15 protein-coding genes are annotated in these 13,543 nt (G+C 64.8%); 7 read left to right on the top strand and 8 right to left on the bottom strand.

What is annotated here, in order from left to right:
- From P8X75_05620 to P8X75_05635, 4 genes are all read left to right on the top strand, one after another.
- A complete protein-coding gene (locus tag P8X75_05620; protein ID MEJ1994680.1) occupies positions 1-753 on the top strand; it encodes an SDR family oxidoreductase in 753 nt (250 codons plus the stop codon).
- Entirely contained in the window at positions 750-2,126 is a 1,377-nt protein-coding gene (locus tag P8X75_05625; GenBank protein ID MEJ1994681.1) for an MmgE/PrpD family protein, read from the top strand. The genes P8X75_05620 and P8X75_05625 overlap by 4 nt, the downstream gene beginning before the upstream one ends.
- An 81-nt stretch (positions 2,127-2,207) precedes the next feature.
- Positions 2,208-3,401: a CaiB/BaiF CoA-transferase family protein gene (locus P8X75_05630; protein MEJ1994682.1), complete on the top strand. Its 1,194-nt coding sequence runs from the start codon at positions 2,208-2,210 to the stop codon at positions 3,399-3,401.
- A gap of 52 nt (positions 3,402-3,453) precedes the next feature.
- Complete coding sequence (locus tag P8X75_05635) at positions 3,454-4,248, top strand: enoyl-CoA hydratase (GenBank protein ID MEJ1994683.1); 795 nt, start codon at positions 3,454-3,456, stop codon at positions 4,246-4,248.
- A 27-nt stretch (positions 4,249-4,275) separates the two neighbouring features.
- Here P8X75_05635 and P8X75_05640 read toward each other — a convergent pair whose 3' ends face one another.
- The gene (locus P8X75_05640) at positions 4,276-5,004 is read right to left on the bottom strand and encodes an FCD domain-containing protein (GenBank protein ID MEJ1994684.1); all 729 of its coding nucleotides are present in this window, start codon (positions 5,002-5,004) and stop codon (positions 4,276-4,278) included.
- A 325-nt stretch (positions 5,005-5,329) separates the two neighbouring features.
- On the opposite strand from P8X75_05640, the gene P8X75_05645 reads away from it, so the two are divergent.
- The gene (locus P8X75_05645) at positions 5,330-5,515 is read left to right on the top strand and encodes a hypothetical protein (GenBank protein ID MEJ1994685.1); all 186 of its coding nucleotides are present in this window, start codon (positions 5,330-5,332) and stop codon (positions 5,513-5,515) included.
- 93 nt (positions 5,516-5,608) lie between these two features.
- Here P8X75_05645 and P8X75_05650 read toward each other — a convergent pair whose 3' ends face one another.
- The 7 genes from P8X75_05650 to P8X75_05680 all read right to left on the bottom strand — a co-directional run bounded on the left by P8X75_05650 (position 5,609) and on the right by P8X75_05680 (position 11,631).
- Positions 5,609-6,577, bottom strand: coding sequence for an MBL fold metallo-hydrolase (locus P8X75_05650; protein MEJ1994686.1), 969 nt, complete (start codon positions 6,575-6,577; stop codon positions 5,609-5,611).
- Between the two features lie 93 nt (positions 6,578-6,670).
- Positions 6,671-7,456, bottom strand: coding sequence for a sulfite exporter TauE/SafE family protein (locus P8X75_05655; protein ID MEJ1994687.1), 786 nt, complete (start codon positions 7,454-7,456; stop codon positions 6,671-6,673).
- A gap of 24 nt (positions 7,457-7,480) precedes the next feature.
- Complete coding sequence (locus P8X75_05660) at positions 7,481-8,233, bottom strand: ABC transporter permease subunit (protein MEJ1994688.1); 753 nt, start codon at positions 8,231-8,233, stop codon at positions 7,481-7,483.
- Between the two features lie 12 nt (positions 8,234-8,245).
- Positions 8,246-9,001, bottom strand: a complete 756-nt coding sequence (locus P8X75_05665; protein ID MEJ1994689.1) for an ABC transporter ATP-binding protein — start codon at positions 8,999-9,001, stop codon at positions 8,246-8,248.
- Positions 9,002-9,032: 31 nt separating this feature from the next.
- Positions 9,033-9,794 carry an ABC transporter permease subunit gene (locus tag P8X75_05670; protein MEJ1994690.1) on the bottom strand — a complete coding sequence of 254 codons (762 nt, stop codon included), beginning with the start codon at positions 9,792-9,794 and terminating at the stop codon, positions 9,033-9,035.
- Positions 9,795-9,878: 84 nt separating this feature from the next.
- Positions 9,879-10,853, bottom strand: coding sequence for an ABC transporter substrate-binding protein (locus P8X75_05675; GenBank protein MEJ1994691.1), 975 nt, complete (start codon positions 10,851-10,853; stop codon positions 9,879-9,881).
- 82 nt (positions 10,854-10,935) lie between these two features.
- The gene (locus tag P8X75_05680) at positions 10,936-11,631 is read right to left on the bottom strand and encodes an FCD domain-containing protein (protein MEJ1994692.1); all 696 of its coding nucleotides are present in this window, start codon (positions 11,629-11,631) and stop codon (positions 10,936-10,938) included.
- A gap of 186 nt (positions 11,632-11,817) precedes the next feature.
- Between P8X75_05680 and P8X75_05685 the strand changes: the two genes are divergently transcribed.
- Both P8X75_05685 and P8X75_05690 read left to right on the top strand, forming a co-directional pair.
- Entirely contained in the window at positions 11,818-12,504 is a 687-nt protein-coding gene (locus tag P8X75_05685; GenBank protein MEJ1994693.1) for a fumarylacetoacetate hydrolase family protein, read from the top strand.
- 106 nt (positions 12,505-12,610) lie between these two features.
- The gene (locus P8X75_05690) at positions 12,611-13,540 is read left to right on the top strand and encodes an NAD(P)-binding protein (protein MEJ1994694.1); all 930 of its coding nucleotides are present in this window, start codon (positions 12,611-12,613) and stop codon (positions 13,538-13,540) included.
- Positions 13,541-13,543: the final 3 nt, after the last annotated feature.

The raw sequence follows: 13,543 nt of genomic DNA on the forward strand, positions 1-13,543 counted from the left end.
ATGAGCCAAGCCGGAGACAACCCCGTGGCGATCGTCACGGGCGCGGCCCGAAACATCGGCCGCGCGAGCGCTCTCGCACTCTCCGGGCTTGGCTTTGACCTGGTCGTTCACTCCGGCTCCAACCGGGAAGGCTTGGAGGAGACCGTGCGTCTCCTGGAAGCGGCGGGCGTCAGGGCGACGGCCGTGCTGGGCGACCTGACCGAACCGGCGACGGCCGACGCGCTGGTCGAGGCCGCTCGCGGGCTCGGACGCGTCGCCGTCCTGGTGAACAACGCCGCTCTTCGAAGGGCCGTGCCTTTTGAGGAAATGAGCCTTGAGGAGTGGCGGGCCGTGATGGCGATCAATCAAGACGCGGCCTTCCTGACCAGCCGGGCGGCCATCGGCGACATGCTGAAGGCCGGCTGGGGCCGGATCATCAACATCGGCGGTCTTTCCGGCCACATGGGGGCCGCCAAGCGCGCCCATGTGGTGACGACCAAGGCGGCGATGGTGGGCTTCTCCAAGGCGCTCGCGATTGAGTACGCCGATCGGGGCATCACCGCCAACTGCGTGGTGCCCGGGGAGATCGAGACCGAGCGCGGCGGCGCCGCCGGCGAGCGCGCCGCCCATCCCGGCAAGCAGGCCTTTCCCCCGGTCGGCCGGCGCGGCGAGCCGGAAGAGGTGGCCGCCGTCATCGCGCTGCTCTGCGGACCCAATTCGGGTTACATGACCGGCCAGACCTATCACGTCAACGGGGGGCGCTACCTGCCATGATCCAGGACAAGGTCTTCGCGGCGGAAACGCTTGCCGCCTGGGCCTCCGGGCTCAAGGCCGGCGACCTGCCTCAGGAGGTGCGCACCGCCCTTGCGCGGACCGTCTATGACTCTCTCGGGCTGATGGTGGCCGCGCGCAACGAGACCTATGTCCAGGCCGTGATCAAGGCGGCGGACGCCGAGGGCCCCTGCACCCTGGTAGGCCACCCCGGCGGCTACGACGTCATGACGGCGGCGCTGGTCAACGGCACGGCCGTCCACGGAGAGGACTACGACGATACCTTCGAGGGCACGCCGGTCCATGTCGGCGCTGTCGTGGTGCCGGCCCTGCTGGCCGCCGCAGAACGCCAGAAGCTTTCCGGCGAGGATGTCCTGCGCGGCTTGGCGGTGGGCGCGGAGCTTGTCTGCCGTCTGGCGCTCGTGGCGCCCACGGCCATGCATCGCCAGGGCTTTCACCCAACAGCGGTCTGCGGCGCCTTCGGCGCGGCGGCGGGCGTGGCGACGGCCCTGCGCCTGCCCCCGCAGCAGACCGCTTCGGCGCTCGGCATCGTGGGCTCCATGGCCTCGGGCATCATCGAGTACCTGGCCGAAGGCACCTGGACCAAGCGCATGCATCCCGGCTGGGCGGCCGGCGCGGGCTGGCGCGCCGCGCGCATGGCCGAGGCGGGCTTTGTCGGTCCGCGCTCCGTGTTCGAGGGCGAACACGGCGCTTTCCACGCCTTTGCCGTGCCGACCATCGAGCGCGACTTCAGCCATCTCCTGGAAGGCTGGGGCAGCCGCTGGGAGGTATCGAACCTCGCCTTCAAGCCCTACGCCTGTGGGACCATGGCCCAACCCTTCGTGGACTGCGCGCTCGCGCTGCGCGAACAGATCGGCGATCTGGGCGCCATCGAGTCCATCGTCGCGCAGGTCGGCGAGGGCACGGTCCACCGGCTTTGGGAGCCGAAGGCCGAGAAGGCGAAGCCCTCGACCCCCTATGGGGCGAAGTTCTCCGTTCCCTATTGCGTCGCCGTGACCCTGAAGGACGGGGCGGCGGGTCTTGGGCAGTTCACCGAGGCGCGCATCGCAGAGGCCGACATCCTGGCGCTGGCGGAGAAGGTCTCCTACGAGATCGATCCCGAGAACGAGTATCCCAAGAACTACACTGGCGATCTGAAGGCGACGCTGAAGGACGGCAGGGTGCTGGAGGCCAATCAGCCCTGCTTCAAGGGCGGCCGCCGCCAGCCCTTGAGCGACGAGGAGATGGCCAAGAAGTTCCATGAAAACGCGCGATTTGGCGGCTGGTCGGATGACCAAGCCCAGGCTCTGGAGAGCTATGCCCGCGGCCTGTTCGAGCAGCCGGACCTCTCGGGCCTGCGAGAATTCGCGACTTGATAGCAAGGAGAGACGCCGAACCGCTTCCACCGAGAAGGAGAGCGGAAGGCGCGGAAACCAAACAGGGAGATCGATAGGACCATGCCGCACGTACCAGCATCCGATGCTCTGTCGCACATCCGCGTGCTCGACGTCACGCGGGTGCGGTCCGGTCCCACCGCCGCCCGCCAGCTGGCTGATTGGGGCGCGGACGTCGTCAAGATCGAGCCGCCCGAAAGCATCGAGCCGGACGGGTCGCTCGGCGCCGCGCGCCATACGCCGGACTTCCAGAACCTGCAGCGCAACAAGCGCAGCCTGACGCTCAACCTGAAGGAGGCCGAGGGCCTGGAGATCTTCCGCAAGCTGGTGGCGGACGCCGACGTGGTGATCGAGAACTTCCGTCCGGACGTCAAGCAGCGCCTGGGCATCGATTATCCGGAACTGAAGAAGATCAACCCCAAGATCATCATGGCCAGCATCTCCGGCTTCGGTCAGGACGGGCCCTACGCCAAACGTCCCGGTTTCGACCAGATCGCCCAGGGCATGGGCGGGCTGATGTCGATCACCGGCGAGCCGGGGCGCGGCCCCATGCGCGTGGGCATCCCCATCGCGGACCTGACGGCCGGGCTGTTCTGCGCGCACGGCGTGCTGGTGGCCCTGATCAGCCGCGAGAAGACGGGGGAGGGCCAGTGGCTTCACACCTCCCTGCTGCAGTCGCAGATCTTCATGTTGGATTTCCAGGCCGCGCGCTGGCTCACCAAAGGCGAAGTCGCGGACCAGGCCGGTAACAATCACCCCACCTCCGTTCCCACCGGCGTCTTCCAGACCCAGGACGGCTCGGTCAACATCGCGGTGGCGGGCGAGGGCATCTGGAAGCGGCTCTGCAAGGTCCTTGGCAAAGAGGATTGGACCCAGAACCCCGACTATCTCGACAACGCCGCGCGCCTTGCGCATCGCGATCAGCTCAACGACGAGATCGAGGCCATCACCAAGACATACAAGAGCGTCGATCTGGTCGAGATGCTGCTGGAAGCCGGAGTCCCGAGCGGCGAGATCAACAAGATCGACGAGGTCTTCGCCGACCCGCAGGTCCAGCATCTGGGGATCGCCACAGAGGCGGACACGATCCCCTATGGCAGGACCAGCCTTGTCGGACAGCCGGTCGTGCTGACCGGGACCCCCAGCAAGATCGTTCAGCATCCCCCGGAGAAGGGCGAGCACACCTCCGAAATCCTGGAGGAACTCGGGTACGATGCGGCGCGCCTCGCCGATCTGCGCGAGCGGCAAATCATCTGAGCCCTGAAGACGGGGCGGCATTCACCACCAAGACGAAAGAGCGAGAGCCATCATGGAGCAGACGACGGACAAGATGCTGTCCCGCAAGGACGGGGCCATCGGGCATGTGATCTTCAACAATCCGGAGAAACACAACGCCGTTTCCCTGGAGATGTGGGACGCCTGCGACCGCATCATGGACGATTTCGAAAAGGACGGGGATATCCGCGTCGTGGTGCTTTCGGGGGCAGGCGGAAAGTCCTTCGTCTCCGGCGCCGACATCTCGAAGTTCGAGAAGGAGCGCGGCTCCATGGAGGCGGTCAAGCACTACAACGACCGCATCAAGGTGGTCTACGAGCGCATCCAGTACTTTCCCAAGCCGACCATCGCCATGATCAACGGCTACTGTATCGGTGGCGGGCTCAATCTGGCGGCTGCTTGCGACCTTCGCTTCTGCTCCGACAAGTCCAAGTTCGCGATGCCGGCGGCGAAGCTCGCGCTGGGCTATCCCTTCGCCGCCATCAAGCGCTTGATCGACGCGGTCGGTCCGGCCGCCGCCAAGCACTTCATGTTTACCGCCGATCGGATCGACGCCGAGGAGGCCTACCGCGTGGGCTTCGTGTCCAAGGTGGTGAGCGAAGAAGAGCTTGAGGCGTTCGTGACTGAGTACGCCGGCAAGATCTCCGCCAACGCGCCGCTCACGGTCAAGGCCATGAAGCTGATCTCGAACGAGGTCCTGAAGGACGCCGAGGCCCGCGACCTGGCGCTTTGCGACGAGCTGGTGGACGCCTGCTTTGCCAGCGAAGACTACAAGGAAGGGCGCCGCGCCTTCATGGAAAAGCGCCCGCCTGAGTTCAAGGGACGTTAAGGGCGCCGGACAGGTAGGCGCTGCGAACTAGGGATTGCTTTTGCCCTTGCGGGCCTGCCTCAAGGGACTTGCAGCCGCCTCGGCGCTCCGCTCGGCCTCCACCGCCGCCAGTAGACGTTGTTTGGCCGCCATCACGTGGCTCTTCATGTTGACGCCGGCGGCGATGGGATCGCGCGCGGCGATGGCGTGGACGATCTGACGGTGCTCTTCATTCGAGATGCGCATGGACCCCTGCTGCAGGAGCCCCTTGCGGCGGAAGAGGTGCAGTTCCTTGATCAGGCTGCGGTAGAGCCGCTCCAGCCGCTGGTTGTGCGCGTAGGACAGCAGCTTGTTGTGGAACTCTAGATTGGTCGGGTAGTAACGCTCCAGGTCCCGTGACGCCGCCGCCTCGTCCATTTGCTCGACGAGGGAATTGAGTTCGGCCACTTGGGCGTCGCTCGCGCGTTCGGCGATCAGCCGCCCCATCAGTTCGTCGAGCGCGGAGCGGATGTCATAGACCTCCAAGGCTTCGCGGAGACCCAACTCCCGCACGAAGACGCCGCGATTGGGGATGGCGACCAGCAGCCCCTCCTGCGCCAGAGCCCGGCAGGCTTCGCGCAAGGGGCCCCGGCTGGTGCCGAACTTCTCGGACAGCGCGATCTCGTTCACGCGGTCGCCGCCGCGCAACTCACCGCTCATGATCATCTCTTCGATCGCGGCTTGCACGCGACCGCTGAGCGAACCGGCCTCGCCGTATTTGGCCAAACTGTCGTCCATCGTGACCAACCTCGAAAGCGTCAATCAAGTCGAACTATTGTTGACGAAACAGTTCTGTTTATGAAGCCCTAATTATTGAGCAACGGGAGGGGTTTGCTCGAACTGGATAAGCAAGCGGCCCCGAATCCCGTAATTTCGACCATCGTTGAAGTGTCTACAATTGTCGACAAAGTTGGGCGCCTTCTTCGATTAGAAGGGCTTTGCCTGCATGCACACCCATTTCGTATGCATGCGTATACAGCATGGCTGACAAGAGGCTTCTGCGGATTGTGCGCCGCAGCATCGCTGCTTATCTTTTGGTCATAGAAAGAAGAGGAGAAGAGCCATGACCGCACTCGCCAGCAAGCTTCATCTGCATGTTCCCTCGCCGCTCGCGCTGTTGACCCGCGTTGCCAGGTTCTTCACCGCGATCGGATCGAGCTACGCGACGGCGCTTGTCGTGTCGCGCATGATTGAGAGGGACGGGACCCTGTCCGAAGACGGCCGCCGTCTTCTGGGCCTGGAGGAGTAAAGAGGCGTTCTCTCAGGAAAAGGAACTCAATGAAAAAGGCCAGAGCATTGCCCCGGCCTTTTCCTTTTCCGTCAGAGTTCCCGAAAAAAGCGATCAGGAGCAGCCCTCAACGCAGTTTCCTCCGGCGTCGAACGACAGGGTGCGCCCGCTCAAGGGGACATGGACCGGCATGTTGCTGGCCTTCATGAAGGCCTCGGTGCGGGTTCCCGCGATCACCTCGCCGCCCTTGGTCGCTTCCTCGTTGGCGTGAGAGGCGATGACCGAGGCCGGCTTCACCAGTTCGTTGACCACATAGGCCGCCTCGGTCGGACCGGTGGTGAAGGTGTCGCCGATGTTCATGACCGCGAGCTTCGCGCCGTAATGCCCGCGCACGACGAGATCCTGCTCGGCGGTGATGCCGGTGTCGCCGGAAAGGTAGACCACGAGACCGTTGGTGAAGGTCAGGACATAGCCGGTCGGCGGGCCGACATAGGCGGTAAGTCCGGCTTCGGCCATGTGCTCGCCCATCGGGCCGCCGATGAAGCCCGGGGCCAGCCCGTTCGAGTGCACGGCGGGCACCGTGGTGATCTTGACCCCGCCGATGGTCTGGCTGGCGCCGAAGCGCGCCAACAGGGACTTCTTGGGGTCGCCGCCGGCGGCCTTGAGCTTTCCGGCGAAGAAGCTCGGCATCTCGGACCCGGTGACGATGGTCGCGTCCTTGGCGACGGCGATCTCGACCGAGCTCGAGTGGGGCGTCGCGCTGACCGACATGTCCGGCTGTCCGCAGGCCCCGGCGTTCACCGCCGACGTACGGCTGTCACCGATATGGTCGCCGTGTACGTGGCTGACGAGAACTACGTCGATCTTGCCAAGACGCGGGTCTTCGGGACCCGCCACCGTGCGCCCGGCATCATAGAGAAGACGTGTGCCGTTCGGATCCTCGAAGACCATGGCGCGGTCGAGAAGACAGAACTCTCCTTCCTGTCCGCCGAGCGGCGTGACCTTCACGGTGTCCTGCGCGGCGGCGGCAAGCGGGGTGGCAAGCGCGAGCAGGGAGGCGAGGGCGGCTAAGCGACTTAGCATGAATGGCGTCTCCTTCTTTTGGTGTTCGATTTCCGTATCTACCCATGTAGTTCCGCTGTCCGCTCCTACCAGGGGGAGGGGCCGAAGGGTCGGTCATAGGATGGGCTGCTCCAAGACATTCTCAAGCGCGCTCCAGACCAGTCTGGCGGCGAGCAGCAGCAGTATGGCGCTCAAGACAGGCTTGAAGTAGCGCTCACCCAGGTGCACGAGGATCTGGCGGCCCAGCATGGTGCCTAGGAAGCCTGACAGGATCATGGCGGCCATCAGGAAAAGGTACGGCCCGAAGGCGAAGCCCAGAAAGCCGAACATGATGATCTTCAGGCCGTGCTGGATGGTCATGAGGGCCGAATGGGTTGCGACGTGTTCCAGCGGCGGCAGTTTCAGCGTCCTGACCATTGCCGCGACGAACGTGCCGGTGGCGCCGAAGAACATGGTCAGGAAGGTCGAGAATGCGCCGCCCGCGAAGACATGATGGCGTCCGATGGCCGGCAGCTTGCCCAGCACGGACCAGACGATGAAGGCCGCGATGGCGAACTGCACGACCCAGGGCGGAACCTGGATGAAGAGGACACCGCCGAGGGCGGCGCCCAGCAGGGAGCCGAAGCTGAAGGGCAGGATCATGGCCGTTTGAACCTGCCGCAGCATCAAGAGCGTGCGCCCCAGGTTGGAGCCGACCTGAACCACGCCGTGAACCGGGATCAGCGCCACCGGCGGCAGCAACACGGCCAGGAGGGCCAGCAGCATGATCCCGCCGCCAATCCCGAAAGCCGCCGTGATGAAGGAGGTGCCGAAGCTGGCCGCCACCATCGCAAGGGCCGCCCAAACCTCAACCTCGGCGGGGAGCCAAGCGAGGTCGGAGAGGAATCCGGCTTCGCTCACGCCCGGCTGCCCCCGGTCTGTCCGTCAGCGCTTGGCGGCATAGTAGGAAACCCGGCGCTCCAGGTAGGCGAAGAACTCCGAGATCGAGAAGGCGAGCCCGAAGAGCACGATCAGGACCGCCCAGAAGTGCGCCATGAGGAAGTTCGAGGAGTAGAGCTCGAACAAGGCGCCGAAACCGACGATCGAGATCAGCAACTGGCCGATGATGACGCCCTTGACCGCCCGGATGACGCCGATGCGGATGCCGCTCAGAATCTCGGGCAGGGCGGCCCAGATATATATCTTGAAGAAAGCGTCGCGCGGCGAGGCGCCGAAACAGCGGCCCATCTCGACCAGCGAGCGGTTTATCTGCAACAGTCCGGCGCGCGAGTTCAGGATGATGATCCATATGGCGAAGAGCGTGGTCGTGATGATGATCGACTTCATGCCGAAGCCGAACAACACCATCAGCACCGGCACCAGGGCGGTAAGCGGCGCGCTCAAGAAGATGTTGACCCAGGGCAGCAGCATCTCGTCCAGCAGCCGGTTCTTGCCCATCAGCACGCCGACCGGCACGCCGATCAGGATCGCCGCTGCGACTCCTGCAAGGAAGGCATAGGCCGTCTCGCTCAAGGCCTTGATGAAGGCATCGGTGCCGATGATCTCGAACAGCGTCCCGATGACCTCGGAGAGCGGCGGGATGAAGAAGGTCAGGTCCAACTGCCCGAATGCCTCCCAGATCAGGCCCCAGAGGATCAGCGATGACATCCCGGGGAGTTGATATCCAAAGATCTTCATGCCCTTCGCCGCCTATTCAACATAGCTTCTGAGCGAGGCCCAGATGCGGTCGACGATATCGAGATACTCGGAATCGCGCCGGATCGCATCCCGGTCCTTGTGGCGGAATCCGCTGGGCCTGATTATCTCAGACACCCGGCTGGGGCGCGGCAGCAGGATCGCCACCTGATCGGAGACATAGACCGCCTCCTCGATCGAGTGGGTCACGAAGATGAAGGTCTTGTTCTCCTCCTGCACCAGCTCCAATAGGTCTTCCTGGAACTTTCGCCGCGTCTGTTCGTCCACGGCGGAGAAGGGTTCGTCCATCAAGAGCACCTGAGCGTCGACCGAGAGCGCGCGCGCGAGGCCGACGCGCTGGCGCATGCCGCCGGACAGTTCGTGGGGGAAGCTCTCCTCGAAGCCCGCGAGGCCGACATGGCGGATGTACTTCTCGGCGATCGCTTCGCGCTCTGACTTCGCGATGCCGCGCAGCTCGAGGCCGAAAGCCACGTTGCGCATCACGCTGGCCCAGGGCAGCAGAGCGAAATCCTGGAACACGAAGGCGCGGTCGGGACCGGGCCCGGTAACCAGCTTGCCGCTGACCTCGACCTCGCCGCTGTCGGGTTGCAGCAGTCCGGCGATGATCTTGAGAAGCGTGGTCTTGCCGCAACCCGAGGGACCGAGCAGCGAGGTGAGCTGCCCGCGCGGAAACTCCAGGGAGAGGTTCTTGAGCGCTTCCACCTCGCCGTAGTTCTTCGAGATGTTCCGGGCTGAAACCGCGCTCTCCACCGAGAGCGTCTCGCCGGCATCCGGGCTTTCTTTAGTCGGAGATATAGCCAAGGTCGTTTCCTTTGAAGAGATAGCGCTCGAGCCTCTCAAGCAGGTTCAAGAACAGGACGGCCAGCAGGATGATCGAGAAGATCGCCGCATACATGCTGGGATAATCTGCAATGGAGCGGCTGTAGGTGATGATGTCGCCGACGCCGGTCGGGGTGATCTTGAGCTCGGAGAGGATCGCACCGATGAAGCCCGCCGAGATGCCGAGCCGAAGACCTGAGAAGATGATGGGCGAGGCGGCCGGAATGATGATCTTCAGAATGATGTCGCTGTCGCTGCCGAGGAAGGAGCGGCCCATCTCCTTGATCGAGGTCGGGGTGTTGCGCACGGCGCTCGCCGTGTTCAGCACGATGACCGGCATCGCCATGATGCAGACCACGGAGACCTTGGAGGTGAGCCCGATCCCATAGGCCATGACCAGCAGCGGGATGAGGGCGGCCAGCGGTGCTGCCTGCATCACGATGAAGATCGGCGAGAAGAACCAGTCGAACTTGGCCGACAAGCCGATCCAGAGCCCCGCGCCGATGCCCACGACCGCTGAAATTGCGATCCCGACCACGAGAGGGCGCAGCGTCTCCGCGTAGGCGGTGAAAAGCGAGCCGTCGAAGGTCAAGGCGACCAGCGCGGTCATGGACTCTATGAAGGTCGGAAAGGCATAGCTGACCGGGATGCGCCCCGCGATCTCCCACGCGCCGAACACGATGGCCGCGGAGAGCAGTTTCAGGGCGAGCGAGCGTTTGAGCATCGGGACAGGTTTCCTAGCCTTGAAAAGAAGCGAAAGGGAACGGCCGGCGGCCACAGGGTGGGGCCGCCAGCCGTCCAAGCGGGCTTACTTGGCCGCTTCGTCCAGGGGCTTCAGGTACCAGAAGTCCTCGATATTCAGTTCGGCCGGATCGCCGGTCAGCTGTCCGGCTGCCGAATACCACTCGATATCGGCCATGGCCGCCTTGCGGCCGCCGCCGTTCGGGTCGTAGAGGCCACCCTCCACGGCGTCCTTATAGAAGCCGTCCAGGCCGTCCAGGATCTCCTTGGGCAGCTGGCCGATCGGGCCGTCGGGATTGGTCTCCCGGGCGATGATCGTCGGGTCTTCGTTCATGTCCTGCCAGGTGCTGAGCAGGGCCTTGACGAAGATGTCCACCTGCGCCTCGTTCTCCTTGATCCAGTCGAGGTTGGCGAAGAGCGCCTCGTCGCTGGCGTCGACCTCGAACATCGGCAACACGTTGAACTTGTCGCCTTCCTGCTTCATCAGCTTGTTCTTGTTGGAGAGGTCGACGATGGTCGCGTCGGTCTGGCCGGCGATCAGCGCCACGATGCGGTTGGCCGACCCGGGCACGTAGGAGCGCTCCCCAAACTTGATGCCCAGGCGGTCTTCGATCACGTTCGCGATGGAATCGGTGCCGCCGCCGCGCGAGTGCAGCATGATCGGCTCGCCGTCCAGATCCTCGAGCTTGCTGTACTTCTTGGAGGTGACCGGGAAGAACTTCAGCTTGGAGAGCTGGAACACGATACGGATCGGGGCCTTTGATTTCTGCATGGCCGCATAGGGCGTGCCGAAGCCGATGTCCATCTGGCCGCTCAGGACCGCCTGGATGGCGAGTTCCTCGTCGGAGAAGGCCGTCCACTCATAGTCCAGCCCGTTCGCCTTGGCGCGCTCCAGCGCGACGAAGAAGGCTGCGAGTTCGTCCGAAGGCGTTTCCGCCAAGGCGATCCGGATCGTGTCGGCCTTCGCCTGGCCGAGGGTCACGCCCGCAACCAGCAGGACTGCGAAGAGACTCCCGGCGATTTTTTTAAGCAAATGCTTCATGGTCTTATCCTCCCTTGAGGTTGATGTTTTTTCTCTAGCTTCTTTGTTGCTCCTCCCGGTTTTCGGGAGGAGGGTCTTTTCTTCACCGCAGCGCGGCGGTCCTCGGTTCGTCCCGCCGCTCCAACAGGCCGCTCTCCACTTTCGTCAGATGCTTGCGCATCAGGGTCTGCGCGGAGGCGCTGTCGCGCTCCTCGATGGCGGAGACGATGGCGTCGTGCTCGTCGAAGGAGTGATGGTTCGCCGGAGGCGAGGAGGGCCCCTCGCGCAGCCGTCCCCAGACGACCGCCCGCCGCACCGCGTTCAGGTGATCGAACAGGGCCACGAGCAGGGTGTTGTGGGTCGCCTCGGCGATGGTCCGATGCAGGCGGTTGTCCCAGGTCTCGTATTGGCGCCAGCTTTTGGTCTCGCGCGAGCGCTCCAAACAGACGCGCATCTCTAAGAGATCGCCGGAGGTCGCGTGCAGCGCGGCCTCGGCTGCGATCTCCGGCTCGATCAGCAGGCGCGCGCGCATGACCTGCGCCGGATTGCTGTGCTGTGCGACTTCCGAGATCTTGGCGAGTTCGCTCTGCGGGCGCGCACCGATGAAGGTCCCCTTGCCGACATGCCGCCAGACCATCTTTTCCTGCTCGAGGACGGCCAGGGCCTTGCGCAGTTCGGCGCGTGACACGCCCTGCGTCTCGCAGAGCTCGCGCTCAGGCGGCAGCTTGGTGTCGCGCTTCAAGTCGTGCTGTGCAAGAAAGGCGCGAAGCTGGGTGAGAGCGCCTTGACCTTCGTCCATGAACCGGTGAACCCCTCGAAATCAAGACCAATCGCTTGACCAATCTTCTCTGATCATAATACCAATATGGAATTGGTTTCAAATCGGTTCTGAGGGCCTGCCGGGTCGTCGGAGCTGTTTCATGGCCTCGCCAGCCAAGCCCAAAGCCAGCCAGACCCTAAGCCAGCCAGGGAGCATCCTAGAACCATGAGCTATCTTTTCAGCCCGCCGGCCGTGCCGGCCCTGCCGATCCGCGGCAAGGACAGCCTCTTCCCGATCCACCGCATCTATTGCGTGGGCCGCAACTACGCAGCGCACGCGGTGGAGATGGGAGGTGACCCGGACAAGGAGCCGCCGTTCTTCTTTCAGAAGAATCCGGACAACCTCTTGGTCGGCGGCGGCAAGTTTCCCTATCCGCCCGCATCGAACGACGTGCACCACGAGATGGAGCTTGTGATCGCGCTGCATAAGGGCGGCAAGGACATCCCGGTGGAGAGCGCCCTGGATCATGTCTACGGCTATGCCGCCGGGCTCGACATGACCCGCCGCGACCTGCAGGGCGAGGCCAAGAAGGCCGGCCGCCCCTGGGAGGTCGGCAAGGCCTTCGAGCAGTCCGCGCCTTGCGGAGAGCTGGTCGCTGCCGAGGACATCGGCCACCCGACGGAGGGGGCCATCTGGCTGGACATCAATGGCGAGCGGCGCCAGACCGGCGACCTCAACCAGTTGATCTGGAAGGTGCCCGAGGTGGTCTCTTACCTCTCCGGGCTCTTCGAGTTGCAGCCGGGCGACCTGATCTTCACCGGGACGCCGTCGGGCGTCGGCGCGGTGGAGCGGGGCGACAAGCTGCACGGCCACATCGACGGCATCGGTGATATCGCCGTAGAGGTGGTCTGAGGCCCCCTGGCCTTTTTGCCCTGGTCATTCTCGATGGCGGCCCTAGCTGCCTCCTGATGGGGCGGCCCGCAATCGCCGCCCGTTCCGTGACTAGGGGAGCCATTCGATGTCGGATGAGAACAGCCTTGCCGTGATCGGCGCGGGCCTCGCGGGCCTCACCTGCGCCCGGGCATTGGCCGATGCCGGCCTCCGGGTCGAGGTTTTCGACAAGGGGCGCGGGCTCGGCGGGCGGCTCGCCACGCGGCGGATCGACGGCGGGCAGTTCGACCACGGCGCTGCGACCCTGACGGCGGAGCGCGCCGCCTTTGGCGCCTTCCTGGAGAGCAACCCCAGCGCCTGCGCCTGGCCTGAGGGTGGCGGCTGGGTCGGCGATCCCCGCATGAGCGCGCTGGTCCGGCCCCTGGCGGAGGGCCTGGATATCTCGAACTCCGTTGAGATCACCGGTCTCTCGAAGGACCCGGAGGGCTGGCGGCTTCAGACCTCGACCGGTGACCTTGACGGCCGCTACCGGCGTCTGGTGCTGGCGATCCCGCAGCCCCAGGCCGAAGCGCTGCTCCAGCCCTGGCCGGGCATGGCGTCGGCGGTGGCGAAGGCCGCCATGCGGCCCTGCTGGGCGGCGCTGGCGGCGTTCTCCGAGCCGCTGTCCCTCAAGGACCCTCTGCTACGCTTTACCGCCGGACCGCTGGCAAGCGCGATCCACGACAGCGCGAAGCCCGGGCGCGGCGGCGGGCTCGACTGCTGGGTTCTTCAGGCGCGCGAGGATTGGAGCCGCGAGCATCTCGAGCTTGAGAAGCCGGAGGCCGCGGAGCGACTGCTGGCGGCGTTCTTCGAGGCTGCGGAGGTCGCGCCGCGAAAACCGGCGCACCTGGCCGGGCACCGCTGGCGCTACGGTTTCACGGAGAGGCCCCTGGGCGAGCCCTTCCTCTTCAACGCGGAACTCGGGCTCGGGGTCTGCGGCGACTGGTGTCTCGGGGCGGATGCGGAGGCGGCCTACGACAGCGGCCGCGCTCTGGCCGCCGCGATCTGTCTTACCTGAGAG

The organism is Limibacillus sp., assembly GCA_037379885.1.
Taxonomy (GTDB): Bacteria; Pseudomonadota; Alphaproteobacteria; order Kiloniellales; family CECT-8803; genus JARRJC01.